The sequence below is a fragment of the Pseudomonas sp. X10 genome, from assembly GCF_054889225.1.
This window is the reverse complement of the sequence record NZ_CM142677.1, coordinates 1992945-2018344: the sequence shown is the minus strand read 5'-3', so window position 1 is coordinate 2018344 and position 25400 is coordinate 1992945. Positions and strand designations below refer to the sequence as shown.

Sequence of the window (25400 nt, the reverse complement as noted above, 5' to 3'; positions counted from 1 at the left end):
GTCACAACTCCCGGGCCTTGCGCCCCAGCAGCAACCAGAGAAAGTACGGCCCACCGATCACGCTGGTGACCAGGCCAACAGGGATTTCCGCCGGGCTGGTCAAGCTGCGCGCCAGAGTATCGGCCGCCAGCAGGAGGATCGCCCCACATAGCATCGACGCCGGGATCAACAGGCGATGCCCGGGGCCGAAGTACAGCCGCAGGCAATGTGGCACCAGCAGACCGATGAAACCGATGATGCCGCTCAGTGCCACGCACAGCCCCACGCCCAGGGATGATGCGAGCAGGACACGGTTCTTCAGGCGCTCACCATCCAGCCCGGCGGCATGGGCGGCCACATCACCGAGCTGGAACAGGTCGAGCCCAGCGGCAGAACGTACCAGCACCCACAACGCCGGGGGCAGCAGCACACCAGCAGCGGCCAGGGTCGACCATTCGGCGCTGCCCAGGCTGCCCATACCCCACAGGCTCAACTGGCGCAGTTGCTCCTCGCTGGCCAGATAGGTGAGGATGCCGCCCAGCGCACCGGTCAAGGTGTTGATCACCAGCCCGGCGAGCAGCAAAGTCACGGTTGCTTCGCGGCCCTGGTAGCGGCGGCCAATGCGAAACACCACCCAGGTCACCAGCAGCGCCCCGGCAAAGCCGGCCACAAACTGCCCGTACAGCTCCAGGCCCGCCAGGCGGCCATTGAACAGCACGACCCAGATCGACACTGCCAAACCCGCGCCGCTGGCTTGCCCGAGCAAGGTCGGGTCAGCCAGCGGGTTGCGGAACAAACCCTGCATCGCCGTGCCGCCCACAGCCAGGGTCGAGCCCACCAGTACGGCCAGTAACAAGCGCGGCAGGCGAACCTCGGTCCAGACCTGCCAGGCCAGGGCATCCGGCCAGACACCCAGGAAGATCCGCGGTGACAGGCCGATACTGCCGACCAGCGAACACAGCAGCAGCAAGGCGACCAAAGCGACGGACATCAGCATCAGGGGTGACAGGACCACAGGACACAACACCTTCATGGGAACAGTGCTCCAACATCCTGGCGCAGCCGCAGCAAGGCCCCGGCGGTGCGGGGCCCGAGGTTGAGCAAAGCCTGGTCATCCACCTGAACCAGGCGCCGGGCACGTCCGGCTGGGGTTAAGGACAACCCGCCAAGGCGCCAGAGGTTGTCCTCGCCACCCAAGGCTTGCAGCCCGGCCTTGCTGATGATGACGAGGTCCGGGGCCAGGGCAACCATGGACTCCCCCGCCACCTGCTTGTAGGCATTGAAGGTCGCCGCATTGCGGATGCCGGCCTGCTCCAGGACGCTGTTGGCTTCAGTGCCACGCCCCATCACCAGGGGCGTCATGCCACTGCGGTTGAAGATGAACAACGCCCGCGCGCCCTGCAGCGGCGGCATAGCCGCTAGCTGGGCAGCCAAGTCACGCTGTTCGTCCACCAATGCCGGCGCGTCTTGTTCACGCGCCATCGCCATCGCCACTTGCTCGACCTTGCCTGGGATGTCCGCCAAGGACTTGCCGCGCGGGATTCGGATCACCTCGACGCCGACGGCCTCCAGCTGCCGCAGCACGATAGCTGGGCGGGCGGCATCGCTGATCAGCACCCGGCGCGGCTGCAGACCAAGCAGCGACTCGGCGGAGAGTTGCCGTAGGTAGCCTACCGACGGCAGGCTGGCGACCGCCTGCGGATACTGACTTGAATCGTCACGCCCCAGCAGGCGTGGCGTGGCGCCCAGTCGGTCGACGATTTCCGCCAGGTCGGCACCGACAACCAGAGTGTCGGCCGGTTCGGCCTGCACAACGGACAACCAGCAACCAGCCAGCAACATCAGGCCCAACGAGACACGCTGCATCATGCCTCCTCCAGAGTGTCCAGCCAGGTGCGCCAAGCAGGCTGCTCCGGCTGCCCACGGGAACGGCGGGCGAAGGCCTGGACCACCAGGCGGCGCTCGGCATCGAAAACCTCCAGGCTGGTCACGCCCCCTACCTCATTGGGCTTGCGTATCCGCCAGGTCTCGCTCCCGACCGCATCCTCGATGCAGATCCGCGTCGCTGGCGTGCCCTCTTCTGCCGGCATGTCGAAGACCAAGGCCGCTCCCTCCTTGCGCATACCGCTCAACCTGCCCGTGAAGATCTGCACGCTGCCAGGGGTATAAAAGAACAGCATCAGTTCCAGGCCGCTGGCAGCCAGCCGCTCGAACAGGCCGACAGGGCTGGCGAGCGACAGGTGCTTGGCGAACTGCGGTACGACACACTCATTGGCCTCGTAGCGGCTCAGGCCATGGCGTTTGAGCAAGGCGAAATGATCATGCACGTTGCCCATCGCGGCCCAGTCTTCCAACAGTCCCGGCGCCTCGACCTGGCGGCGGGCCACGGCCACGGGCGGATCGAACACTGGCGCTTCCGCCGTGCAGCAGTCATGCAATGCGGCCCATCCGTCCAACGAGGACGCCGCCGTGCTCGACAGTTGCAGTAACACACGGCCTTGGTGGTCGAACACTGTCAGCGCATAGGCACCGCTCACGCTGTCGTGCGCCATGCCCACATGCCGCCAGGCTGGCAGGGCAAGGCGCAGGTCCAGGCCGTCCTCGCCAATCACCAGGCCGGCCTCTGTGAGGTCCTCCGAGTCTGGGTAGCGGCCCAGTTGCTCGATGCTGGCCTGGCTGGCCGCCGTCCGGCTCAGCACCTGGCCCAGGCTATGCAGACGCGCAGCCAGTTCGGCCGGTGTCAGCGCCAGCCAACGCTCAACGGGTGCCTTGATCGAGGTGGAAGGGTTGAGTGTCATGGGAAAATTCCTTGTTGTGGAGCGTTTCAATGGGCCATCGCCGGATCACAAGCCACCACCCGGCCGCCCAGGGGCGCACCGGCAGCATCCTCGGTCGGCAGCAACCACAGGTAGTCGGCATCAGCGGCACTGACAGTCTGGCCTTGCTCGCCCAGCACCAGCACTTTCAGCCCAGGGTCGGCGGGGCCATTCTTCAGGTATTGAGGCACGCCGAGTCCCTTCAGGGCATGCAGGGTGCCGGCAAACAGCAAGCGCGGCGAAGCAGCCCGGTCAAGCACATTGGCCATGCGCTGGTCACGGGCATGCTGGACGGCCAGGGTGGCATCCAGTCGCGGCTGTTCGACTTGCCCGCAATGCATCTCGACGATCTGACGACGCTGCCGGTCGGCCACTCCCTGGCTAGGAAACAATGCCTCGGCGGACGGCGGCGGCACTGCCATCAAGGCACGCCGCTCAGTGGCGGAGAGGTTGCCAGCCAGCAGCGGCGCCGAACCCTGCATCAACGACTCGACCAGAGCGCCGTACTGCGTCCAATCCCAGTTCGCATTCCATTGCATGACCTGCCCGAGACGCTTGCGCCGCAACTGGTTGCCCTGGCGCAGCCAGGCCTGAACCTCGCTGACCGAACGCTGCTGGCCGCTATCGAGCATTTCCAGCACCACCGCACCCTGCGGGCGCCGCTCGCGCAAGCCCGTCGCCAGCCATTGCTCGATTAGGTGGTGCGCCGGGTTGTCGTGCAGTTCGCCCACCAACACGGTGTCGGCAGCAGCCAAGGTGTCGAGTAATTGCGCCGCTTCGACCTGGGCTCCGCTGCGCAAGTCGACGATCGCCCCCCACTGAGCGATATTGCCTGCCAGTCGCTGGTAGTCGTCGTGCTGCGGGGCATTGACCCGGGCGCAGCCAGCCCCAGCCAGCAAGCACAGGCCCAGGAAGATCCACTTGTTCATATAAAGGTACCTGTCAGTACTCGACGGTGAAGCCGAACGAGGTGGTGCGTCCGCGTCCGTTGCCACGGTCCATCGAGGCAGACATCAGGTAGTCCACCGAGGCACTGTTGTCGTAGACCTTGTTCGCCACGTTCTCGACGTTGACGAACAGGCTGAGGTTGTCCAGCAGGCGATAGCTGCCATACAGGTCCCAGACCACCCCGGTGGGCTTGGATTTTTTCGTTTCGTACCAGTCCCAGCTGGTCTCGGAAGGACCGGCATACTCGCCACGGGCACCGATCACCAGGCGCTCATCGAGCCAGCGTGTGCCAAGGTCCAAGGTCCAGTAGCGGTCCGGCTGGCTATTGATGTCCTCGAGCTCGATGCCGGAGGTGGTCGGCGACCGCGTAGTGGCGCGGGTCCACGACAGACTGGCGTAGGCGAAGCCGGTGTCGTAGCGGCCCTCGACCTCATAGCCGCTCATGCGCACCTGCTCCGGCCAGTTGACCCAGTTCATCTTGGCGGCGTACTCGCCCTGGTCATCGACGATGTCGAAGGACTGCGGCGTGATGTAGCCATCGATCTTGCTAATGAAGCGGTTGATCTTCAGTTGGCCATCGTCGTCTGCGGTGAGCAGCCCGCTGCGGCTGAAGTTGACCCCGAACTCGTAGTTGGTCGAACGCTCCTGGCGCAGGAACGGGTTGGCGCCCACGCCGTCGGCATCACTGGCATCGGCCTCCAGCGGCACCTTTTCGAAGAACATTTCCTGCACCCGAGGCGCCCGCGAGGTACGCGACCAACTGGCGTACAACTGCATCCACTCATAGGGACGCACAGCGAAGCCGATGCGTGGATTGAAGCTGTGCTCGCGGCGGGTCACGTCGATATCGCCACCCCCGATCGCCAGGCACTGGCCGACGATCGAGCACTTGGGCACATGGCCGCTGACCTTGTAGCCATCGTAGTGGCCGGCCAAGGTCAGGGCATAGATGTCGTAGGTCAGTTCCAGGGTACTGAACAGGCTATGGCTCTGCTGCTCGCCTTCGGGGTTGGCGCCACGCTTCTCCGGTGTCTTGGCAACGAAATCGTCGGTGTAGTAGCGCGCGCCGTTGCTCCAGCTCGCCTCGACCGGCCCCAAATTGAAGCGACTGACGTTGGTGAAGTCGAAACCATGGGCATCGTCCCGGGTGCGCCGACCGATGTAATGGGAATCCTCCACGGGCGGGTACTCCAGTTCGGTCTTGTTCTGGTAGGCATTGACCGTCAGGTCCAGCCATTCGCTGTAGGGCGTGTAGGCATATTTGGCACGGTAGGTCTCGTTGCGCAGCTGCCACGGATAGTTGTGGTAGAACTCGTTGCGGTACTGCACACCAGTTAGGTCGAGGCGGTGTAGGTCGTTGGGCTGCAGGCGCACCTTGAGCAGGCCCGAGCGCGGGTTCTGCCGGGTGGTATCGTACTCGTTGCGCTGGCCGTTGCTGGTCTTGTACTCCCCGGTCTGGGTGCTGCTGACCGCCGCTACCACGCCGTACACACCTTCGCCGTCCTGGGGCAAGGTCCTTGCGCCAGCCACGAAGACGCGCGAATTGCCATAACCGTTGTTGCCGGTACGGTAAGTGCTGCGCAGTCCAACCCGGCGATCGGGCTTGACGATGTCATCGATGTCGAAGGTACGGAAGTTGGCGGCGCCCCCCAGGGTGTTGGCGCCCTCTGCCCCATCCACCGAACCACGCTGGATATCCACCCCCGCCAGCAGGTTGGGGTCGACATAGGCCATCGGCCCGCCGGAACCATGCCCGGCGTTGTTGCGGAACGTCTGGGTGACCCCGTCGATCATGGTATTGACCCGGCCATAGCCGGCCAGGCCACGGATGTTCACCGCCACCCCAGGTTGGCTGCGCGAATGCAAGGTGTAGGTCCCTGGCATCGAACGCACCAGGCTGTTCATATCCTGGCGTTCGACATGCATGTCGCGGCTACTGCGAATCGCCCCCGGCCGCTGCGCAAGCGCATTGACCATGGTCGCACCGACTTCCAGGGCTCGGTCGTCGCTGAACTTGGCCCGCAGCACCAAGCTGTTGTCGGCCATGCGTTCAACCCGCAGCCCGGTGCCATTGAGCAACAGGTCGAACGCCTCCTTCAACGAGTACTCGCCCTCCAAGCCCTGGGTAGTGCGCCCTTGCACCAGCTCAGGGGCGTAGGTGAGGATCACGCCTGTGCGCGAGGCCAGCGCGTTCAATGCCGGCCCCAGCGGCCCGGAGGCAATGTGATAAGTCAGGCGCTGTGGAACCTGGCGGTGCGCGCCCTGGGCGGCACTGTCCGCCCACACCCATTGTCCGTGACCAGCCAGCAGCATGATCGCCAGCGTGCTGCACGCCAGGCCCTTGGCCGCGTATGAGTGGGTGGCATGCGTACTACGGCCGAAGGCCCGCTGCTTGCTGTTCACGTGAAGCTCCCTGGACAGTGAAAGTCGGTGTCATAGAGGAGGTCACGCGAAGCAGGCAAAAGGGGAAATGAAAATTGGTTTTATTTGAAAATATTGATCAGGGCTGCCCCATGCCAGCCAAGTGCCCTACCGATGGCACTCTCTCATTCGCCCAATAGCGCTTGGGCGAACAGCCGAACATCCGCTTGAACGCATTGCCGAAGGCGCTCTCCGACGAGTAGCCCAACGACCGTGCGACGACAGCGACCGACGCCCCCTCCTGCCGCAGCGCATGCCGGGCCAGGTGCATGCGCCAGCGGATTAGGTAATCCAGCGGCGGCAGCCCCACACGCTGCCTGAATTTTCGCGCGAAGTCCGAGCGCGACATGCCGGCTGCGGACGCAAGGTCCTCGACCTTCCAGCTACGCGCCACCTCGCCATGCATCAGCCGCAGGGCGGCACCGATCCTGGGATGCCCCAACGCGCCAAGCCATCCGCTGGGGGCGCCACTGGACACATGGGCACGGAGTGCCTGCACCAGCAACACGTCGCCGAGCCGACTGGTGACGACGGTAGCGCCCATGCGTTGTGCCTGCAGCTCGTCATCCAGAAGCTGGAGCGTGGTTCTCAGCACTGCGGATACCGGATCGCTGCCGGGGATCTGGATGATTGCCGGTAATACCCCCATCAGCAGGCCAGCATTGCGCTGGTCGAACACGAAACTGCCTCCCAGCACCAGCGTGTCCTCGCCGCCATGGCGCACGCGGTTGCCCCGCGCCGCCGCATAGAGCGCGCTGCCATCCACCGCCGGCAATGCGGGATCGCTGGCAATGACATAACCCGGGCAGTTACTCAGCAGGTAAGTGTCCCCAGGCTCGATAAGCCTGGGGCTGTCACCATCGAGGGTGAGCCAGTAGCGACCGCGCATCGCCGCACCGAACTTGATGTGCGGTTGCGCCGGAAACCGCACGGCCCACTCTCCCCCAGCCTCGAAGCGAGCGGAAACGAGCGCTTCGACCTGAAGCAGCGAGAACACATCTGTGAGCGGATCCATGATGAATTGGACGGTTGCGACGAAAACAGGGACTTTATTGCATAGATCACACCAACGTCCACCGCTAGCCTTGCAATGGCGGTTTCGGAGCAACCGGACAAGCCGTAACTGTCTTTTGGGAGATCAACATGCAATACACATTACTTGGCAACACCGGCGTCTTCGTCTCGCGCATCTGCCTGGGTGCCATGACATTCGGCGGACGCAACCTCCCGCCCTACAATGAAGTCGGAGGCCTGGACCAGAAGCAGACCCAAGGCATCGTAGACGCGGCGCTGGATGCAGGCGTCAACTTCATTGACACCGCGGACGTCTACGCAGGCGGCGAGTCCGAACTGCTCCTCGGCGAAGCGATCAAGTCGCGCCGTGACGACATCGTGCTGGCGACCAAATTCCATGCGCCAATGGGAACCGGGCCGAATCGCAGCGGCCAGTCACGGCTGTACATGATGAGGTCGCTGGAGGACAGCTTGAAGCGGCTGCAGACCGACCGCATCGATCTCTACCAGATCCATAACTTCGACCCACTGACACCTTTCGATGAAGTACTGCGCGCCCTGGACGACGCCGTGCGCCAAGGCAAGGTGCGCTACATCGGCTGCTCGAACCTGGCCGCCTGGCAGATCATGAAGGCACTGGGTATCTCCGAACGCCGCAACCTCGCCCCATTCGCATCGGTCCAGGCCTACTACTCGCTGGCCGGCCGCGACTTGGAGCACGAACTGCTGCCGATGATCGAGGATCAGAAGCTCGGGCTCATGGCCTGGAGCCCGCTGGCCGCCGGCTTCCTGTCCGGCAAGTACGACCGGAACACCAGGGAGGGCGAATCGAGGCGGGACAAATTCGAGTTCCCACCCGTGAATCGCGAGAAAGCGTTCGACATCATCGACGTACTGAAGCGCATCGCAGAACAGCACGACGTTAGCCCGGCCCAGGTTGCGCTGGCCTGGCTATTGGCCAAGCCCGCCGTAAGCAGCGTGATCATCGGCGCCAAGCGCGTCGATCAACTGCAGGACAACCTGGCAGCGGTCGACTTGAAGCTTTCGCCACAGGATATCGAAATGCTCGATAAGGTCAGTGACAGCGGACCACATTACCCCAACTGGATCCAGGCCGGCGCGGTCGCGGTACGCACGCCGGTTGCAGGTTGAGGGTAGTTGCGCGGCGCATCGCGGGCTGACGCTCGCTCCTACGTTTTTTGCAACGTGTCATGGCCTTTATCAGTCTTGGCGCGGGGCAAAAGATTGCATGAGGGCTGTTAGGCCACCTCGATATCTTTGTCGTACAAACAAGGGCTAAAACTTCGGCCTGTCAGGCCATGGCACGTTGCAGCAAATGTAGGAGCGGCCTTGTGTCGCGATGCGCCACGCGGGGTCTCAAGTGCAGCAAAGAACCCAAGGCATGCACCCGCTAGCCATAAAAAAAAGCCGCTCTAGGCGGCTTCTTTAGGGGGTTTCGCACAACTCAGTGAAAGCCAGCGAAACTACAGATGGTGCGGACGAAGAGACTCGAACTCTTACAGCTTGCGCCGCTGGAACCTAAATCCAGTGTGTCTACCAATTTCACCACGTCCGCATGGAGCACTTAAAGCAAAGGCGCCAGATTATACAATCAGGCGCCTTTGTGGAATATGGGGTGGACGATGGGAATCGAACCCACGACAACTGGAATCACAATCCAGCGCTCTACCAACTGAGCTACGCCCACCATATTGCGGTACTGCGTTACTTGTGCCAAAGCTGCCTTATGGCGCACCCGGCAGGACTCGAACCTGCGACCATCCGCTTAGAAGGCGGATGCTCTATCCAGCTGAGCTACGGGCGCATATTTAATCTGCTTTCAGTTACGATTACAAATTAACGTTTAGCCGTACCGAACAAGCTAGCAAATCCGCTTATTCTGCCTGACCTTGCTAACCAGTGCTAGGCTCTGCCCGACAAGTGCGACGAATGTTATAGACGAGCCGAAAGGTCGTCAACACTTTTTTCAAAAAAATTCATTTTATTTAAGGGGTTAGGGGAATTGCCGGACCAACCGCCTTTGCCCTCGGGCCGTGTCGTGCGAGAATGCGCGCCTCTTTTGTTCCCTTCTCGATGGTTAATCACGCGTCTATGACTGCACACCTTATCGACGGCAAGGCGATCGCCGCCAACCTGCGCCAGCAGATTGCTCAACGTGTCGTGGAGCGTCGCCAGCAGGGCCTGCGTACGCCGGGCCTGGCTGTGATCCTGGTCGGCACCGACCCTGCCTCTCAAGTCTATGTCTCGCACAAGCGCAAGGACTGCGAAGAGGTCGGTTTCATCTCCCAGGCTTTCGACCTGCCCAGCGATACCACGCAGCAAGCCCTGACCGACCTGATCGACCGCCTCAATGATGATCCGGCTGTCGACGGCATCCTCCTGCAGTTGCCGCTGCCAGAACACCTGGACGCTTCGCTGCTGCTTGAGCGCATCCGTCCAGACAAGGACGTCGACGGTTTCCATCCTTATAACGTCGGCCGCCTGGCCCAGCGCATCCCACTGCTGCGCCCCTGCACCCCGAAAGGCATCATGACCTTGCTGCACAGCACCGGTCAGGACCTGTACGGCATGAACGCAGTCGTAGTCGGCGCGTCGAACATCGTCGGCCGTCCGATGGCCATGGAACTGCTGCTGGCCGGCTGCACCGTGACCGTCACCCACCGCTTCACCAAGGACTTGGCCGAGCATGTCGGCCGTGCCGACCTGGTGGTGGTGGCCGCCGGCAAGCCGGGCCTGGTCAAGGGTGAGTGGATCCAGGAAGGTGCCATCGTCATCGACGTCGGCATCAACCGCCAGGAAGACGGCAAGCTGGTCGGCGACGTGGTCTACGAGACCGCCCTACCCCGCGCCGGCTGGATCACGCCGGTGCCAGGCGGCGTCGGGCCGATGACCCGCGCCTGCCTGCTGGAGAACACCTTGTATGCGGCTGAAGAGCTGCACAAGTAAGCACACTGGATTTAGCTTCCAGCGGCGCAAGCAGAACGGCACCTGAGAAGGTGCCGTTTTTTATGGCCAGCGGGTGCCCGTCTTAGACTCTTAGCCCTTGCGCAAAAGGCTGAGCGATCACCTATCAATCCTTGCGCGCCGCCTCCCATGACTTGAGCAGCTCGCTATAGCTCACGGTCTCGCCCTTGGGCTTCTCGTTGGCAAGCTTGGGCTTCGGCGCACCGGGCTGGTCGAACCAGTATTGGGCGTCGCGTTCCGGGTTCAGCTTGGGCGCGCAGGTGGCCTGGGCCTTGGAGCGCTCGAGGCGTTCAAGGATGCGGTCCTGGTCGCGGGCCAGGCCATCCAGGGCCTGTTGCGGGGTCTTCTCGCCACTGGCCACCTCGGCGATATGGCTCCACCACAGCTGCGCCAGACGCGGATAGTCCGGCACGTTGGTGCCGGTCGGGGTCCACTGCACCCGGGCCGGGCTGCGGTAGAACTCGACCAGCCCGCCGAGCTTGGGCGCCAGCTCCGTCATGGCCTGGGAGTTGATGTCCGACTCGCGGATCGGCGTCAGGCCGACGATGGTCTTCTTCAGCGAAACCGTCTTGGAGGTGACGAATTGGGCATAGAGCCAGGCGGCCAGGCGTTGCTTCTCCGGGGTGGACTTGAGGAAGGTCCATGAACCAGCGTCCTGGTAGCCCAGCTTCATGCCCTCCTCCCAGTACGGCCCCTTGGGCGACGGCGCCATGCGCCACTTGGGCGTGCCATCGGCGTTCATCACCGGCAGGCCTGGCTTGGTCATGTCGGCGGTGAAAGCGGTGTACCAGAAGATCTGCTGGGCGATATTGCCCTGGGCCGGCACCGGGCCCGCCTCGGAGAAGGTCATGCCCTGAGCTTCCTTGGGTGCATAGGCACGCAGCCAGTCGACGTACTTTTGCGTCGCGTACACCGCGGCCGGGCCGTTGGTGTCACCGCCACGGGTGACGCTGGAGCCGACCGGATGGCAGTCCTCCACCCGGATGCCCCACTCGTCCACCGGCAACCCGTTGGGCAGCCCCTTGTCGCCGCCGCCGGCCATGGAAAACCAGGCATCGGTGAAGCGCCAGCCTAGCGACGGGTCCTTCTTGCCATAGTCCATATGGCCATACACCCGCTTGCCGTCGATCTCCTTGACGTCCTCGGTGAAGAACTGGGCGATGTCTTCATAGGCCGACCAGTTGACCGGCACACCCAGCTCATAGCCGTACTTCTCCTTGAACCTGGCCTTGAGGTCCGGCCGCTCGAACCAGTCGGCGCGGAACCAGTACAGGTTGGCGAACTGTTGGTCCGGCAACTGGTAGACCTTGCCATCGGGCGCGGTGGTGAAGGAGATGCCGATGAAGTCCTGCAGGTCCAGGGTCGGCGAGGTGTAGTCCTTGCCCTCGTTGGCCATCAGGTCAGTGATCGACTGGGTCTTGCCGTAGCGGAAGTGGGTGCCGATCAGGTCCGAGTCATTGACCCAGCCGTCATAGATGTTCTTGTCGGACTGCATCTGAGTCTGCAGCTTTTCCACGACATCACCTTCCTGCAACAGGTCGTGGGTCAGGCGAATCCCGGTGATCTCGCTAAAGGCCTTGGCCAACACCTTGGCTTCATACTCATGGGTGGCGATGGTTTCCGACACCACGTTTATCTTCATCCCGCGAAACGGCTCTGCCGCCTTGATGAACCACTTGAGCTCATCCAACTGCTGTTCGGGGGTCAGGGTCGACGGCTTGAACTCGCTGTCGATCCATTTCTTCGCCGCATCCTCATAGGCGTCGGCCCAGGCAGTGCCCTGCAGGCCGGCGAGCACCAGCAGCGCGGCCAGGGTCAAATGTCGCCGGTTCTTGTTGTTGTCGAACATTGTGATCTCCCGATTGAGTTATTCCATGAGGCCGTGCCGAACCCACCCGGCTAACCCCAGCGCATCACCACCAAGAGCCAAGCCAGCGACAGCAGCGAGGCTACCCACAACGGCCAGTCGCTGATCCCGACCACCAGCAGGTGCAGGTAGGCGCTGACCAGCAGACCGATGAACAGCCGGTCGCCACGACTGGTGGCGATCGGCAAAAAGCCGCGGCGCGCCACACAGGGCCGGCGCAGCTCGTACAAGGTCATGCCCAGCAACAACAGGCCGATGGCGGCGAAGAACAACGCCGTCGGCAGGGTCCAGGCCATCCAATCCATCGTCGGACCTCCTTCACACCCGGCCCAGGGCAAAGCCCTTGGCCACGTGGTTGCGAACGAACCAGATCACCAGCATTCCCGGCAGGATGGTCAACACCCCGGCAGCCGCCAGCACACCCCAGTCGATCCCCGAGGCGGACACGGTGCGGGTCATCACCGCCGCGATCGGCTTGGCGTTGACCGAGGTGAGCGTGCGCGCCAGGAGCAGTTCGACCCAAGAGAACATGAAGCAGAAGAACGCCGTGACACCGATGCCGGAGCCGATCAGCGGGATAAAGATCTTCACGAAGAAGCGCGGGAAGCTGTAGCCATCGATGTAGGCGGTCTCGTCGATTTCCTTGGGTACCCCGGACATGAACCCCTCCAGGATCCACACCGCCAGCGGCACATTGAACAGGCAGTGGGCCAGGGCCACGGCAATATGGGTGTCGAACAGGCCAATGGACGAATACAGCTGGAAGAACGGCAGCAGGAACACCGCCGGCGGCGCCATGCGGTTGGTCAGCAGCCAGAAGAACAGGTGCTTGTCGCCCAGGAAGCGGTAGCGCGAGAAGGCATAGGCCGCTGGCAGCGCCACGCACAGGGAGATCGCCGTGTTCAGGCAGACGTAGTACAGCGAATTGATGTAGCCGCTGTACCAGCTGGGGTCGGTGAAGATCACCCGATAGTTGTCGAGGGTGAAGTCCTGGGGCCACAGGGTCAGGCCGCCGAGGATCTCGGTATTACTCTTGAACGACATGTTCAGCAGCCAGTAGATCGGCACCAGCAGGAAGAAGAAGTACAGCAGCAAGGGCAAGGTCTTGCGCAGGTTCATGGCCTAGTCCTTATCGGTGTGGGTCATGGCCGTATAGAACAGCCACGACACCAGCAGGATGATCAGGAAGTACACCAGCGAGAACGCCGCCGCCGGGCCCAGGTCGAACTGCCCCACCGCCATCTGCGTCAGGGTCTGGCTGAGGAAGGTGGTGGCGTTGCCAGGGCCGCCACCGGTGAGCACGAAGGGCTCGGTGTAGATCATGAAGCTGTCCATGAAACGCAGCATCACGGCAATCAGCAGCACGTTCTTGAGCTTGGGCAGTTGGATATGCCGGAACACCGCCCAGGCCGAGGCACGGTCGATGCGCGCAGCCTGATAGTAGACATCGGGGATCGCCCGCAGCCCGGAGTAGCAGAGCAGCGCCACTAGCGAGGTCCAGTGCCAGACGTCCATCACCAGCACCGTGACCCAGGCATCCAGGGTGTTGCCGGCATAGTTGTAGCTGATCCCCAACTGGCTGAGGGTCGCCCCCAGTAGGCCGATGTCGGCGCGGCCGAAGATCTGCCAGATGGTGCCGACCACGTTCCAGGGGATCAGCAGCGGAATGGCCATGACGATCAGGCACAGCGACGACCAGCGCCCCTTGCCCGGCATGGTCAGGGCGATGCCGATGCCCAGCGGGATTTCGATCAGCAGCACGCAGCCCGAATAGATGAACTGGCGCAACAACGAGTCGTGCAGACGTGGGTCCTGCAGCACCTGGCGGTACCAATCGGCACCGACGAAGTAGCGGCTGGACTGGTCGAAGATGTCCTGCACCGAGTAGTTGACCACGGTCATCATCGGCACCACCGCGCTGAACGCCACCAGCAGGAACACCGGCAACACCAGCCACCAAGCCTTGTTGTTCGGCACCTTGTTCATGGCCCCGCCTCCAGCAGCACGTCATCGGCATAGAGCATCAGCCACTGCGCCGGGAAACTGACCCAGGCCTGCGCCTCGGGCACCATCCGGTCCTCCCCGAGGCGCGCCTTGAACGTCGCGCCGCCAAGCTCCAGGGTGAGGATCTTGTAGGTGCCCAGGTCTTCCACATCCACGACCCGAGCGCTGAAGGCATCGTCGAACGGGCCGTCCCAGACCTGCACGAACTCCGGGCGGATGCCCACTTGCAAGCGGCTGCCCGGCCGCTCTGCCAGGCACTGCTCCAAGGCCTCGGGCAAGGCCAGGTGGATACCGCCGAAACCCACCCCGCCCGCCTCGGCCCGCACCTCGATCAGGTTCATGCCGGGGCTGCCGATGAAGTAGCCGACGAAGGTGTGCCGTGGCCGCTCGAACAGCTCGCGCGGAGTACCGAACTGAACGATCTGGCCGCCGTACATCACCGCGATCTTGTCGGCGAAGGTCGAGGCCTCCAACTGATCGTGGGTGACGTAGATCATGGTGATGTTGAACTGCTCGTGGATCTGCTTGAGCTTGCGTCGCAGCTTCCACTTCAGGTGCGGATCGATCACCGTCAGCGGCTCGTCGAAGAGGATCGCCGACACATCGTCGCGCACCAGGCCCCGGCCCATGGAAACCTTCTGCTTCTCGTCGGCGCTGAGGTTGCGTGCCTTGCGCAGCAACACATTGCCCAGATCGAGCACCTCGGCGATCTCCTGCACCTTGGCGCGTACCCGCGCCTCGCCCAGGCCTTGATTGCGCAAGGGAAAGGCCAGGTTGTCGAACACGCTCATGGTGTCGTACACCACCGGGAACTGAAACACCTGGGCGATGTTGCGGTCCTGGGGCGACAACGCATTGACCACCTTGCCGTCGAACAGCACCTGCCCCTGGGAGGGGCTAAGCAACCCGGAAATGATGTTGAGCAAGGTCGACTTGCCGCAGCCCGACGGTCCGAGCAAGGCATAGGCACCGCCCTGCTCCCAGACATGCTCCAGTTCGCGCAAGGCATAGTCGTCATCCGCAGCGGGATGGCGGCTGTAGCTGTGGGCCAGGCGCTGCAGGCGGATCTCGGCCATCAGGCGCTCCTCGCTTCGCGCAGCCCCGGCGCCTGTACTAATTGCCCCGCGCTGTCGAAGACGAACAGTTTGTGGGTCGGGATGTACACCCGGATCGGCGTGTCGACCGGGTACTCGTGCACGCCAGGCAGGTGCAGGATCATCCGCCAGTGCTCGTTGCGTACATGCAAGAAGGTCTCCGAACCGCTGATCTCGGCCAACTCCACCAGCACCGCCAGTTCCAGGTCATCGTCGTTGGACGGCACCAGGCTGATATGGCTGGGGCGCACGCCAAAGCGGTACTCGCCATCACCAATGCGCCGCAGGTCGGCATTCATGGCGAAGTGCACGGCGCCGGCAAGGCTCACCTCGTTACCGGTGACATGGCCCTGGATCAGGTTGATCGGGGGTTCGGAGAACAGCTCGGCGGCCAGCACGTTGCGAGGCTGGTGGTAGACCTGGGCGGTAGGCCCGCTCTGAATGATGCGTCCTTCATGAAGGACAGTCGTGGTGCCGCCCAAGGCCAGGGCCTCGTTCGGCTCGGTGGTGGCGTACACGGCAATGCAATGGCGCGCGGCGAACAGCTTGCGCATCTCCTGACGCAGTTCCTCGCGCAGCTTGTAGTCGAGGTTGACCAGCGGCTCGTCGAACAGAATCAGCTCGGCATCCTTGACCAGCGCCCGGGCCATCGCCGTGCGCTGTTGCTGGCCGCCAGACAGCTCCAGCGGCAGGCGCTCCAGGAAGGCCTCGATGCGCAGCATGCGCGCGGTTTCAACGACCCGACGCCGGACCTCCGCCTCGGCCATGCGCGCCTGACGCAGCGGCGAAGCGATGTTCTCGAACACGCTCAGGGTCGGGTAATTGATGAACTGCTGGTAGACCATCGACACATTGCGCTGACGCACCGGGCGCCCAGTCACGTCCTCGCCGTTCATCAGCACCCGCCCCCGGTCCGGGCGGTCGAGCCCGGCCATCAGGCGCATCAGGCTGGTCTTGCCAGCCAGGGTGCGGCCCAGCAGCACATTGAACGAACCGGGCTCGAAGCGCAGGCAGGCGTCCTCGATCCACACCTGGTTGTCGACGCTGCGACTGACATGTTCCAGCACAAGGGACATGGCATGGCCTTCTTGTTGTTATCGGGCAGGCGCCAGAACAGCGCCGCCTGCCGATGCAAGAGCCAGATCCGTGCCAGGCCAGCTTCTGTAACGCAAGCTACTGAAACCGTTTGTTTTTCCATCCTGCCGCCGACGCACGCCGTTCAACTGCGAACAGAAGTGAACAGTTTTCACTGAACAACTGAACACTGCCGACATTGACAATGAACAGTGCTGGACGACACTGAACAGCGGTCGGCAGAAAACAACAACATCACACAGGACAGGCCCATGGCCGCATCCGCTTCGACCCATGCCCAGTTGATCCAGGCATCCTGGTCGCGTTGTCGCGACTACGGCCTGGATCACCAGAGCGCGCCGGACTTCGACAGCCTGACCGGCAGCGAACTGAGCGCTCTGCTCGAACGCCAGCAAACGCTACTGCACGTCACCCGCGACGAGGTGATGCCGCAGTACACGCACCTGCTGGGTAACTCCAGCTACCTGATCATGCTCAGCGATACCCAAGGCTGCCTGCTCAATGCCTGGGGCACCCGGCGCTTCATCGGTCCACGCCAGGAGCACGGCTTCGTGGCCGGGGCGCACTGGCGCGAACAAGGCGTGGGCACCAATGCCATCGGCACCGCGCTGGCTTGTGGCGGGCCGGTGCATGTCGGCCAGGACGAGCACTTCCTCAAGCAGAACCGCTTCATGGCCAGCGCCGCGGCACCGCTGTTCGATGCCGAGCGCCGGTTGGTGGGCGTGCTGGATGTGTCCAGCGACAGCTACCTGCCGGCCTCGCAAACCCTGGGCCTGGTGCGCATGATGAGCCAGAGCCTGGAGAACCGTCTGATCCTGGCGCAGTTCGCCGGGCGCTATCGGCAACTGCTGTTCAATACTGGGCCGAACAACCTCGACAGCCCCTGGGCTGGGCTGTTGGTATTCGACGAGCGCGGCCAGGTGCTGGCCGCCAACCACCGCGCCGACAGCCTGCTGGGGCAAAACCCCTTACAGCGCAACCTCGAACAGCTGTTCCAGACCCCGCTGCACCACCTCCTCGAACAGGCCGAGACCCGCCCTTTCGCCTTGCAGGCCACCGGCCGCAACCGCTTCCATTGCCAATGGCACGCGCCCCTCGCCACCTCGCCCAGGGCAGCGGCCAGCGAGCCACGCCAGGGTGGCGATCCACGCCTGGACAAAGCCTTGGCCCAGGCAAGCCTATTGCTGGAAAAGGACATCCCCTTGCTGATCCAGGGCGAGACCGGCGTCGGCAAGGAGTTCTTCGTCACAGCCCTGCACCGTGCCAGCAGCCGAGCCCAGCGGCCACTGGTGGCGGTCAACTGCGCAGCGATTCCCGCCGAACTGGTCGAGTCGGAGCTGTTCGGCTACGAGAAAGGCGCTTTTACCGGCGCCCACCACAAAGGCAACCCCGGGCTGATCCGCAAGGCGGACCAGGGCATCCTGTTCCTCGACGAGATCGGCGACATGCCCCTGCCGACCCAGGCCCGCCTGCTGCGCGTTCTGCAGTCACGGAGCATTCAGCCCCTGGGCAGCGGCGAGCCGATCGCCGTGGACATCCGCGTGGTCTCGGCGAGCAATCGCGACCTGGTCGCCGAAGTGAGCGCCGGGCGCTTCCGCCAGGACCTGTACTACCGTATCGCCGGCCTCAGCCTGGCCTTGCCGCCACTGCGCGAGCGCAGCGACCGCCGTGCCCTCATCGAACAGCTTCACCAGCAGTACCGCGAACCCAGCCAGCCCAGCCAATTGCGCCCTGAAATACTCGACCTGTTGCTGCGCCATCCCTGGCCAGGCAACCTGCGCCAACTGGCCAGCGTGCTGCAGGTGGCGCTGGCCCTGGCAGGACCACGTCCCATTGGGGTCGAGCACCTGCCTGACAACTTCCTGGCCGAATTGCCGGACAGGGAAGATGCTCCGCCGCAAGCCCCCAACGGAGCGCTCGACAGCGACCTCGCCGCCCTGCTGCGCTCAGCCAATGGCAACGTATCGTCAGTGGCCAGGCGCCTCGGCATCAGCCGCACCACCTTGTACAAGCGGCTACGTGAGCAGGGCTTGATCGTGCCAGCACTGCTGGATGAACGTTGAGCCCTACGCCTAGGATCAGTAATGCTCGGCCACAGCCCCCGGCCAGCCCCTGCAACCCACGGCCCCCCACTTGCAAGCCCTCTGTCGGAGCGTAATGCTGTTCACTTAAGCTGGAGTACCTTCAGGTGGGGCTGCTACGCAGCCCATCGCGACACAAGGCCGCTCCCACAGAGAACTTGCAAGCCACGCATTTACGTATCGGCAAGCCTCTTGTGGGAGCGGCCTTGTGTCGCGATGGGGCGCGCAGCGGCCCCAAACCATACGACAGATGTCTTAAGTGAACAGCATTACACTTGCACCGAGATAGAGCGCCTTCGTGGCACCGCGCACCTTAACTGGTCAGACCGGTAAAGCCAAAAGTCACACCTTTCGTCCTTTCACCTCTTGCAAACCCGCAAAACTCCCGCCTACACTGCCCACGCACTGGACAAACCGGTAAGACCACAATAATTAAGTCCTCCGCTCTTTCGCCCTCCCCGGCATCGAAGCAAGGACACCGATCAGAGATCCCCCTCATGCTCAAGTGGTGCTCGCGTTCGATCTTCCTCCAAGTAGTGCTAGGCCTGATCCTCGGCATTGTCTGCGGCCTTGCGCTTCCCGACCTTTCCCTGCAGCTCAAGCCCTTGGGCGACGGCTTCATCAAGCTGATCAAGATGCTCATCGGCCTGATCGTGTTCTGCGTGGTGGTCAGTGGCATCTCCGGCGCCGGTGACCTGAAGAAGGTCGGACGCATCGGCCTGAAGTCAGTGATCTACTTCGAGGTCCTCACCACCATTGCCCTGATCATCGGTCTGGTGCTCGCCTTCAGCACCGGTATCGGCAGCGGCGCCAACATCCATCTGGACCAGTTGTCCAGCGCCGATGCCAGCAGCCTGGCCGAGCGTGGCCAGCACCTCCACGGTGCTGCTGCCTTCTTCATGGACCTGATCCCGACCTCGGTGATCGGCGCCTTCGCTGACAACAACATCCTCCAGGTCCTGTTGTTCGCCGTGCTGTTCGGCAGCGCCCTGAACCTGGTCGGCGAGTCGGCCTCGGGCATCTCGCGGCTGATCAACGAGCTCAGCCATGTGATCTTCCGCATCATGGGCATGATCGTGCGCCTGGCGCCCATCGGCGTGTTCGGTGCCATTGCCTTCACCACCAGCAAGTACGGCCTGGAATCGCTGCAGCACCTGGGCGGCCTGGTGGCACTGTTCTACCTGACCTGCGCCGGCTTCGTCCTGGTCATCCTCGGCACGGTGATGCGCCTGTCGGGCCTGAAGCTGCTGCCCTTCATCAAGTACCTGCGTGAAGAGCTGACCATCGTCCTCGGTACCGCCTCGTCCGACGCCGTGCTGCCACAGATCATGCGCAAGCTGGAGCACCTGGGCATAGGCAGCTCCACCGTCGGCCTAGTGGTGCCGACCGGCTATTCGTTCAACCTCGATGGCTTCTCTATTTACCTGACCCTGGCTATCGTGTTCATCGCCAACGCCACCGGCACGCCACTGGCCATGACCGACCTGATGACCATCCTGCTGGTGTCGCTGGTCACCTCCAAGGGCGCCCATGGTATCCCCGGCTCGGCCCTGGTGATCCTCGCCGCGACCCTGACAGCGGTGCCGGCGATCCCAGTGGTCGGCCTGGTGTTGGTGCTGGCGGTGGACTGGTTCATGGGCATCGGCCGCGCGCTGACCAACCTGATCGGCAACTGCGTCGCCACCGTGGCCATTGCCCGCTGGGAGCGTGATATCGACCTGGACCGTGCGCAGAACGTGCTCGACGGCAAGCCCGGGTTCGCCATGCAGCCGCGCAAGCAGCCCCACGGCCACCAGCAACAAGAGTTCTGATTGACCCCTGGCCGGTGCAAGGCACCGGCCAGGATCATGGAGCAAAGAAGCAACCTCTATGGAGCGAACCGTGATCAGCTCATCTACCGTCGTCAACTCAGTGGTGGAAAAACTCCGCCAGGCCCTGGCCCGTGGCCAGTGGCGCTCGGGCGACATGCTACCCGGCCAGCGCGAGCTGGCCGAACAGCTGGGCATCAGCCGCCCCAGCCTACGCGAAGCGGTGACCGTGCTGGAAACCCTCGGCCTGGTGCGCTCGATGCCCGGCAAAGGCGTGCTGGTGCTCGACGCCGACGATGCCATGGAGCCCGCCCGCAGCCAGGACGCCGTCGCCCAGGCCAGCCTCGCCGACGTGCTGCAACTGCGCTACACCCTCGAACCCTTCATCGTCGGCCTGGTCGCCCAGTCGGCCAGCAGCAAGGACATCGGTCAACTGCGCCTGACCCTGATGGACATGCGCGAGGCCCTCGACGCCGAGGACAGCGAGGCCGGCATGAGCGCCTACATCGCCTTCCACGAAGAACTGTTCGCACTGACTGCCAACCCGATCTTCCAGAGCGTGGTACAGCAGACCAGCAATGCCCTCAAGCAGAGCGCCGAGGTGCTGCGCAACTCGCCGGAGCACCTGGCCGCGCGCCTGGCGGAAAATGAAGCGGTGGTGCGCGCCATCCGTGACAAGAACAGTGCCCAGGCCAGCGCCCAGATGCGCCGGCACATCTTGCAGGAAGGCCTGCGCATGGGCATCGAACTGAACATCCCGGACGATCATCCGGGCCAATGACCCCAGGAGAGCGACCATGAACGCCTGCGCCCAAGCCGCCCCTTGCCTGCCCCCTTTGCTCGCCGTTGGCGAGACCCGGCTCTCGGCCGAGCAGATCTACCCCCGCCTGTTCGACGCCATCCTCGAACAGCGCCTGCCACCAGGCAGCGCCCTGCCCGAACAGGCCCTGGGCGACGCCTTCGGGGTCAGCCGCACAGTGATCCGCCGGGTCCTGGGGCGGCTGTCGGACCAGCAGGTGGTGGTCCAACGCCCCAGCCACACCGCCCACCTCGCCGCGCCCGATCCAGAACAGGCGAAACAGATCCTCAGCGCCCGCCGCCTGGCCGAGACCACCCTGATCAGCCTGGCCACCCAACGCTCGCGCCCGGCGCAGATCCGTCAACTGCGCCAACTGGTCGAACGTGAGCGCCAACACCATGAGCTGGGCGAACGCTGCACAGCGATCCGCCTCGGTGGCGAGTTCCACCTCAAGCTGGCGCAGATAGCCAACAATGCGCCACTGGCACGCTTTCTCAACGGCCTGGTGCCGATGACCTCGCTGATCATCGCCCGCTACGAATCCCACACCTGCGACCACTGCGCCTGGCAGGAGCACGCAGCGATCATCGATGCGGTCGAGGAAGGCGACGGCGAGACCGCGCTGGCGCTGATGCACCAGCACCTGGACCACCTCGAGGCCAAGCTCGACCTGGATCAGGGCGGCCGAGCCTAGCGAAAGCCTGTACCTAGCACAGTACACGCCGGTGTACCGGGCCAACTGAGCCCGCGCAAGTGAAAGCCCACGGCCTCGGTCGTGGGCAGCCCCCTATACTCAAGTAACCGCCCCAACCTCTGCACAGGGGGCCTGCTCTTGAACCCTCGTCTCGTGCTCCTTCTCTCTTGCCTGCTCCTGGCCCTGGCCGGCTGCGCCAGCAAACAGCGCGCCGCCGAACCACCTCCCGTGCTCCTGCCTCCTGCCGCCTGGCAACAGATCGACCGCGAGCTGGTAGGCGCCTCCCTGGGCGCCACCGGCTCGGCACACGACTATGCCCGGCGCTCCATGCGGGTGTGGAGGGAGCGCGTACAGCAACGGACAGAGAGTGACTTCATCCCGTGGTTCACCGGTTACTGGACCCAGCAGTGGCTGACCCTCAAGGTCGCCTGGTACAAGATGAACAGCGGTGAAGGCCGTGAACCAGCGGAAAAGCGCCTGGCCCTGTACCTGCAGGAGCAATACCACCAGCGAGTCATCGACCCGGTAGCCAAGGAGATCAACCCCGAAGGCATCCGCGACCGCGCTACCGAGCTGTACCTGCAACTGTTCGGGCAGCAGTTGCCGGCGATCATCAAGCGCTACCGCGCCCCACCCGAGCAGTTCAGCCAACGCCTCAACCGTATCCCGGCCATCGCCCTGGGCCCGCCCGACGCCCGCAATGCCAGCCTTTACCAACTCTTGCGGGCCCAGCCACTGGAGCGGCTGCCCGCCTATACGGCGTTGCGCCAGCACCTGCGCGACCAAGCCAGCAAAGCGCCCGGGCAGACCCAGGTCGGCCTGTCATCGGTGGCCGCACGTGCCAGCGAGAAGCTCGGCGCCACCCTCGCCCCTCGCGGTGCCGCCAGCGCCGTGGCGGCAGCGGTGGGCAAGGCCGCCGGGGCGATGATCTCGGTGGCGGTGGCCGGCGTCGGCATGATGAGCCATGACCGCGAACAGCCGCAGATGGTCGAGCAACTGCGGGTGATCCTCAACGTGGCCTTGAACGAAGAATGGCAAGGGCTGATGGAAAACCGCCAGAGCGGCGCAATGTCTGGGGTCTATTACCTGTCCGGGCAGATCGAGGACGCCCTCCTGGCCAGCTCGGCGCCCCCCGCCAACCGCGAGCCCCTGTTGATCCGCCTGCCGGCCCAGGCGCCCTGAGCCGGCTCAGGCCGTGGCCATAGCCGAGCTGGGCAGGCCGAAGATGCGGTCGAACAGCCAGTTGTAGACGAAGGTGTAACAGGGCACCAGGATGATGAAAGCCAGGTCAACCAGGAACGCCTCGACCAAACCCATATCCAGCCACCAGGCGATCAGCGGGATCAGGTAGACCACCAAGGTCAGTTGGAAGCCGATCGCATGCGCCACCCGCCGCGCCACACTGCGTCCACGCTTGGCCTGGCGGCTCTCCCAGCGCTCGAACAGGCTGTTGTAGATGAAGTTCCAGGCCATGGCGATGGTGGTGATCAGCACGGCAAGCGGCCCAGTGTTGCTGGGCGCGCTGTCCGACAGGTAGGCCAGCCCCAGGGTCGACATGCACAGGCCGATCAGTTCATAGGCGGTCACGTAGACCAGCTTGCGTTTGAGTCCCTGCACCTTGTTTACCTCGGTTGTACGACGAAGAAAGCGCGCAAGGATGCATCAATCTCCTTGACAGAAAAAGTCAGCAGCTTTCAGATTTACTGATAGGAGATTGCCATGAACTTTTCCAGCGACAACATCCAGCTGTTCCTCGCCGTACTCGACCACAGTTCCTTCTCCGCCGCCGCCCGTGCCTTGGGTCGGGTGCCTTCAGCCGTGAGCATGGCCATCGCCAACCTCGAAGCGGAGCTGGGCTACCCGCTGTTCGAGCGCAGCCACCGGGAAACCCGGCCGACCACCCAGGCCCGCGCCCTGGAGCCGCACGCACGGCTGATCGCCGAACAGCTGGGGCAACTGCAAGTGCACGCCGTTGAGCTGTCCCAAGGGCTGGAAAGCACCTTGTCGATCAGCGTGGTGCCGGACATCGACCACACCCCGCTGCTGGCCGCGATCGGCACCCTCAGCGAGCGTCATCCGCTGCTCGACATCGAAGTCCTCAGCGCGCCCCAGGAAGACGCCCTGCAACTGCTGGACAGCGGCCGCGTCGACCTGTGCCTGGCTTTCGCCGGCCTGCAGGTCGACGCCCGGCGCAGCTTCCAGAACATCGGCACGGAATCGCTGGTGGCCACCCTCTCGCCACAGCACCCGGCACTGCAGGGTAGCCGGATCCGCTACCTGGAAGACCTGATCAACGTGCGCCAGATCCTGGTGCGTAGCCGTGACTTGCCACTGAGCGACACCCGCTCGCTGATCGGCACGGCCCACTGGCGCACCGACAGCCTGGGCATGGCCATGGAAATGGTCGAAGCGGGCCTTGGCTGGGGCGACTTCCCCTTGTCGCGGGTCGCCCCGCTGCTGGCCGCCGGTCGCCTGGTGCGCCTGGACTTTCGCAATACGCGCAATGAATTGCAGTTGCCGGTGCATGCCTTCTGGCTCAAGCAACAACCGCTGCAGCAGGCGGCGCGGGCCCTGGTGGGTCTGCTGGCGGCGAAATAGCGGGTTACATTCCCACGCCATAGTGGCCAACGGATACGGCAATTAGTCTTTCAATATTTTGCAGCCGCAGCCGATACCCGTATCGACAGGCACGCAATCGCCACAAGCGCCTTGCGTTCCCCCCCTAATGGCAAAGGTCTCGAAACATGAACCTGAAATTTCGCCACAAGATCCTGATCAGCGCCTGCGGCGTTGTGGTCCTGGCATTCGCCCTGTTCACCCTCTACAACGATTACCTGCAACGCAACACCATCAGCCAGAACATCGAGTCCTCGGTACGCCAGGCCGGCTCCCTGACCGCCAGCAGCGTCGAGAACTGGATGAGCGGGCGCATCCTGGTTCTGGAGAACCTCGCCCAGGATATTGCCCAACAAGGCGCAGGCGACCACCTGCCGGCCCTGGTCGACCAGCCCTCCTACACCAACAACTTCCAGTTCACCTACGTCGGCGAGACCAACGGTGTGTTCACCCAGCGCCCGGACGCGAAGATGCCCGACGGCTACGATCCCCGCCAGCGCCCCTGGTACAGCGCCGCCGTGACCGCCAACCAGACCATGCTCACCCCGCCCTACCAGGCCGCCGTCGGTGGCCTGGTGGTGACCATCGCCATGCCGGTCAAGAGCAAGGCCAGCGGCGAGTTGCTCGGTGTAGTCGGCGGCGACCTGAGCCTGGACACCCTGGTGGACATCATCAATGCCGTGGACTTCGGCGGGATCGGCCATGCCTTCCTCACCGACCGCAACGGCCAGGTGATCGTCAGTCCGGACAAGGACCAGGTGATGAAAAACCTCAAGGACATCTACCCCGGTACTCCCCTGCGCGTGGAGCCGGGCATGCAGGATGTGACCTTGAATGGCCAGGAACGGATCATTTCCTTCACCCCGGTCAACGGCCTGCCTTCAGCCCAGTGGTACATCGGCCTGTCCATCGACAAGGACAAGGCCTACGCCGCCCTCAGCCAGTTCCGTACCTCGGCCATCATTGCCATGCTCATCGCCGTGGCCGCCATCATCGGCCTGTTGGGCCTGTTGATCCCGGTGCTGATGCGTCCGCTGACCACCATGGGCCGCGCCATGCAGGATATCGCCGAAGGCGAAGGCGACCTGACCCGCCGTCTGGCCGTCCAAAACAAGGACGAATTCGGCGAACTGGCCACTGCCTTCAACCGCTTCGTCGAACGCATCCATGCCTCGATCA

At 63.7% G+C, this 25400-nt stretch carries 21 protein-coding genes, 3 tRNA genes and 1 pseudogene; 9 read left to right on the top strand and 16 right to left on the bottom strand.

Features of this window, described 5'->3' with window-relative positions; translation table 11 throughout:
* Position 1: 1 nt before the first annotated feature.
* From ACYU03_RS09290 to ACYU03_RS09265, 6 genes are all read right to left on the bottom strand, one after another.
* The gene (locus ACYU03_RS09290; protein ID WP_461889986.1) at positions 2-1012 is read right to left on the bottom strand and encodes a FecCD family ABC transporter permease; all 1011 of its coding nucleotides are present in this window, start codon (positions 1010-1012) and stop codon (positions 2-4) included.
* Positions 1009-1848, bottom strand: coding sequence for a heme/hemin ABC transporter substrate-binding protein (locus tag ACYU03_RS09285; RefSeq protein WP_461889985.1), 840 nt, complete (start codon positions 1846-1848; stop codon positions 1009-1011). The genes ACYU03_RS09290 and ACYU03_RS09285 overlap by 4 nt, the downstream gene beginning before the upstream one ends.
* Positions 1845-2777, bottom strand: coding sequence for a ChuX/HutX family heme-like substrate-binding protein (locus ACYU03_RS09280; protein WP_461889983.1), 933 nt, complete (start codon positions 2775-2777; stop codon positions 1845-1847). Before ACYU03_RS09280 ends, ACYU03_RS09285 begins: the two co-directional genes overlap by 4 nt.
* Before the next feature lie 26 nt (positions 2778-2803).
* Positions 2804-3724: a ChaN family lipoprotein gene (locus ACYU03_RS09275; protein WP_461889981.1), complete on the bottom strand. Its 921-nt coding sequence runs from the start codon at positions 3722-3724 to the stop codon at positions 2804-2806.
* A gap of 13 nt (positions 3725-3737) precedes the next feature.
* On the bottom strand, positions 3738-6146 hold the full coding sequence (locus ACYU03_RS09270) for a TonB-dependent receptor (protein WP_461889979.1): 2409 nt from the start codon (positions 6144-6146) through the stop codon (positions 3738-3740).
* Positions 6147-6243: 97 nt separating this feature from the next.
* On the bottom strand, positions 6244-7179 hold the full coding sequence (locus ACYU03_RS09265; protein ID WP_461889977.1) for an AraC family transcriptional regulator: 936 nt from the start codon (positions 7177-7179) through the stop codon (positions 6244-6246).
* 128 nt (positions 7180-7307) lie between these two features.
* On the opposite strand from ACYU03_RS09265, the gene ACYU03_RS09260 reads away from it, so the two are divergent.
* Positions 7308-8330: an aldo/keto reductase gene (locus ACYU03_RS09260; protein WP_461889975.1), complete on the top strand. Its 1023-nt coding sequence runs from the start codon at positions 7308-7310 to the stop codon at positions 8328-8330.
* Between the two features lie 339 nt (positions 8331-8669).
* Here the strand turns inward: ACYU03_RS09260 and ACYU03_RS09255 are convergent.
* The 3 genes from ACYU03_RS09255 to ACYU03_RS09245 all read right to left on the bottom strand — a co-directional run bounded on the left by ACYU03_RS09255 (position 8670) and on the right by ACYU03_RS09245 (position 9003).
* A tRNA-Leu gene (locus tag ACYU03_RS09255) sits at positions 8670-8754 on the bottom strand.
* A 56-nt stretch (positions 8755-8810) separates the two neighbouring features.
* Positions 8811-8886 (bottom strand) — tRNA-His (locus ACYU03_RS09250).
* A gap of 40 nt (positions 8887-8926) precedes the next feature.
* Positions 8927-9003, bottom strand: a tRNA-Arg gene (locus tag ACYU03_RS09245).
* A 287-nt stretch (positions 9004-9290) separates the two neighbouring features.
* On the opposite strand from ACYU03_RS09245, the gene folD reads away from it, so the two are divergent.
* On the top strand, positions 9291-10145 hold the full coding sequence (folD, locus tag ACYU03_RS09240) for a bifunctional methylenetetrahydrofolate dehydrogenase/methenyltetrahydrofolate cyclohydrolase FolD (protein ID WP_461889973.1): 855 nt from the start codon (positions 9291-9293) through the stop codon (positions 10143-10145).
* Between the two features lie 124 nt (positions 10146-10269).
* Here the strand turns inward: folD and ACYU03_RS09235 are convergent, their stop codons facing one another.
* The 6 genes from ACYU03_RS09235 to ACYU03_RS09210 are packed head-to-tail and all read right to left on the bottom strand — an operon-like array spanning position 10270 to position 16204.
* Positions 10270-12012 (bottom strand): ABC transporter substrate-binding protein, encoded by a 1743-nt coding sequence (locus ACYU03_RS09235; protein WP_461889971.1) that lies wholly within the window; start codon positions 12010-12012, stop codon positions 10270-10272.
* 50 nt (positions 12013-12062) lie between these two features.
* A complete protein-coding gene (locus tag ACYU03_RS09230) occupies positions 12063-12335 on the bottom strand; it encodes a DUF2160 domain-containing protein (RefSeq protein ID WP_461889969.1) in 273 nt (90 codons plus the stop codon).
* Positions 12336-12348: 13 nt separating this feature from the next.
* A complete protein-coding gene (locus ACYU03_RS09225) occupies positions 12349-13149 on the bottom strand; it encodes a carbohydrate ABC transporter permease (RefSeq protein ID WP_461889967.1) in 801 nt (266 codons plus the stop codon).
* A 3-nt stretch (positions 13150-13152) separates the two neighbouring features.
* On the bottom strand, positions 13153-14016 hold the full coding sequence (locus ACYU03_RS09220) for a carbohydrate ABC transporter permease (RefSeq protein ID WP_461889965.1): 864 nt from the start codon (positions 14014-14016) through the stop codon (positions 13153-13155).
* Positions 14013-15110, bottom strand: coding sequence for an ABC transporter ATP-binding protein (locus ACYU03_RS09215; RefSeq protein WP_461889963.1), 1098 nt, complete (start codon positions 15108-15110; stop codon positions 14013-14015). The genes ACYU03_RS09220 and ACYU03_RS09215 overlap by 4 nt, the downstream gene beginning before the upstream one ends.
* Positions 15110-16204: an ABC transporter ATP-binding protein gene (locus ACYU03_RS09210; RefSeq protein WP_461889961.1), complete on the bottom strand. Its 1095-nt coding sequence runs from the start codon at positions 16202-16204 to the stop codon at positions 15110-15112. The genes ACYU03_RS09215 and ACYU03_RS09210 overlap by 1 nt, the downstream gene beginning before the upstream one ends.
* Before the next feature lie 270 nt (positions 16205-16474).
* Between ACYU03_RS09210 and ACYU03_RS09205 the strand changes: the two genes are divergently transcribed.
* From ACYU03_RS09205 to ACYU03_RS09185, 5 genes are all read left to right on the top strand, one after another.
* Positions 16475-18286 (top strand): sigma-54-dependent Fis family transcriptional regulator, encoded by a 1812-nt coding sequence (locus tag ACYU03_RS09205; protein WP_461889959.1) that lies wholly within the window; start codon positions 16475-16477, stop codon positions 18284-18286.
* Between the two features lie 515 nt (positions 18287-18801).
* Entirely contained in the window at positions 18802-20115 is a 1314-nt protein-coding gene (locus ACYU03_RS09200; protein ID WP_461889957.1) for a C4-dicarboxylate transporter DctA, read from the top strand.
* A 70-nt stretch (positions 20116-20185) separates the two neighbouring features.
* Positions 20186-20893 (top strand): FadR/GntR family transcriptional regulator, encoded by a 708-nt coding sequence (locus ACYU03_RS09195; RefSeq protein WP_461889955.1) that lies wholly within the window; start codon positions 20186-20188, stop codon positions 20891-20893.
* Between the two features lie 16 nt (positions 20894-20909).
* A complete protein-coding gene (locus ACYU03_RS09190) occupies positions 20910-21605 on the top strand; it encodes a GntR family transcriptional regulator (protein ID WP_461889953.1) in 696 nt (231 codons plus the stop codon).
* Positions 21606-21743: 138 nt separating this feature from the next.
* The gene (locus tag ACYU03_RS09185; protein ID WP_461889951.1) at positions 21744-22787 is read left to right on the top strand and encodes a hypothetical protein; all 1044 of its coding nucleotides are present in this window, start codon (positions 21744-21746) and stop codon (positions 22785-22787) included.
* Positions 22788-22793: 6 nt separating this feature from the next.
* Here ACYU03_RS09185 and ACYU03_RS09180 read toward each other — a convergent pair whose 3' ends face one another.
* The gene (locus tag ACYU03_RS09180; RefSeq protein ID WP_461889949.1) at positions 22794-23222 is read right to left on the bottom strand and encodes a PACE efflux transporter; all 429 of its coding nucleotides are present in this window, start codon (positions 23220-23222) and stop codon (positions 22794-22796) included.
* 102 nt (positions 23223-23324) lie between these two features.
* On the opposite strand from ACYU03_RS09180, the gene ACYU03_RS09175 reads away from it, so the two are divergent.
* Both ACYU03_RS09175 and ACYU03_RS09170 read left to right on the top strand, forming a co-directional pair.
* Entirely contained in the window at positions 23325-24203 is an 879-nt protein-coding gene (locus ACYU03_RS09175; RefSeq protein WP_461889947.1) for a LysR family transcriptional regulator, read from the top strand.
* A gap of 146 nt (positions 24204-24349) precedes the next feature.
* Positions 24350-25381: pseudogene (locus ACYU03_RS09170) on the top strand (HAMP domain-containing protein); the annotation flags it as partial.
* Positions 25382-25400: the final 19 nt, after the last annotated feature.

Coding starts and splice junctions, on each gene's coding strand:
- ACYU03_RS09290 (WP_461889986.1), bottom strand. CDS start 1,012: ATGAAGGTGTTGTGTCCTGTGGTCCTGTCACCCCTGATGCTGATGTCC.
- ACYU03_RS09285 (WP_461889985.1), bottom strand. CDS start 1,848: ATGATGCAGCGTGTCTCGTTGGGCCTGATGTTGCTGGCTGGTTGCTGG.
- ACYU03_RS09280 (WP_461889983.1), bottom strand. CDS start 2,777: ATGACACTCAACCCTTCCACCTCGATCAAGGCACCCGTTGAGCGTTGG.
- ACYU03_RS09275 (WP_461889981.1), bottom strand. CDS start 3,724: ATGAACAAGTGGATCTTCCTGGGCCTGTGCTTGCTGGCTGGGGCTGGC.
- ACYU03_RS09265 (WP_461889977.1), bottom strand. CDS start 7,179: ATGGATCCGCTCACAGATGTGTTCTCGCTGCTTCAGGTCGAAGCGCTC.
- ACYU03_RS09260 (WP_461889975.1), top strand. CDS start 7,308: ATGCAATACACATTACTTGGCAACACCGGCGTCTTCGTCTCGCGCATC.
- folD (WP_461889973.1), top strand. CDS start 9,291: ATGACTGCACACCTTATCGACGGCAAGGCGATCGCCGCCAACCTGCGC.
- ACYU03_RS09235 (WP_461889971.1), bottom strand. CDS start 12,012: ATGTTCGACAACAACAAGAACCGGCGACATTTGACCCTGGCCGCGCTG.
- ACYU03_RS09230 (WP_461889969.1), bottom strand. CDS start 12,335: ATGGATTGGATGGCCTGGACCCTGCCGACGGCGTTGTTCTTCGCCGCC.
- ACYU03_RS09225 (WP_461889967.1), bottom strand. CDS start 13,149: ATGAACCTGCGCAAGACCTTGCCCTTGCTGCTGTACTTCTTCTTCCTG.
- ACYU03_RS09220 (WP_461889965.1), bottom strand. CDS start 14,016: ATGAACAAGGTGCCGAACAACAAGGCTTGGTGGCTGGTGTTGCCGGTG.
- ACYU03_RS09215 (WP_461889963.1), bottom strand. CDS start 15,110: ATGGCCGAGATCCGCCTGCAGCGCCTGGCCCACAGCTACAGCCGCCAT.
- ACYU03_RS09210 (WP_461889961.1), bottom strand. CDS start 16,204: ATGTCCCTTGTGCTGGAACATGTCAGTCGCAGCGTCGACAACCAGGTG.
- ACYU03_RS09205 (WP_461889959.1), top strand. CDS start 16,475: ATGGCCGCATCCGCTTCGACCCATGCCCAGTTGATCCAGGCATCCTGG.
- ACYU03_RS09200 (WP_461889957.1), top strand. CDS start 18,802: ATGCTCAAGTGGTGCTCGCGTTCGATCTTCCTCCAAGTAGTGCTAGGC.
- ACYU03_RS09190 (WP_461889953.1), top strand. CDS start 20,910: ATGAACGCCTGCGCCCAAGCCGCCCCTTGCCTGCCCCCTTTGCTCGCC.
- ACYU03_RS09175 (WP_461889947.1), top strand. CDS start 23,325: ATGAACTTTTCCAGCGACAACATCCAGCTGTTCCTCGCCGTACTCGAC.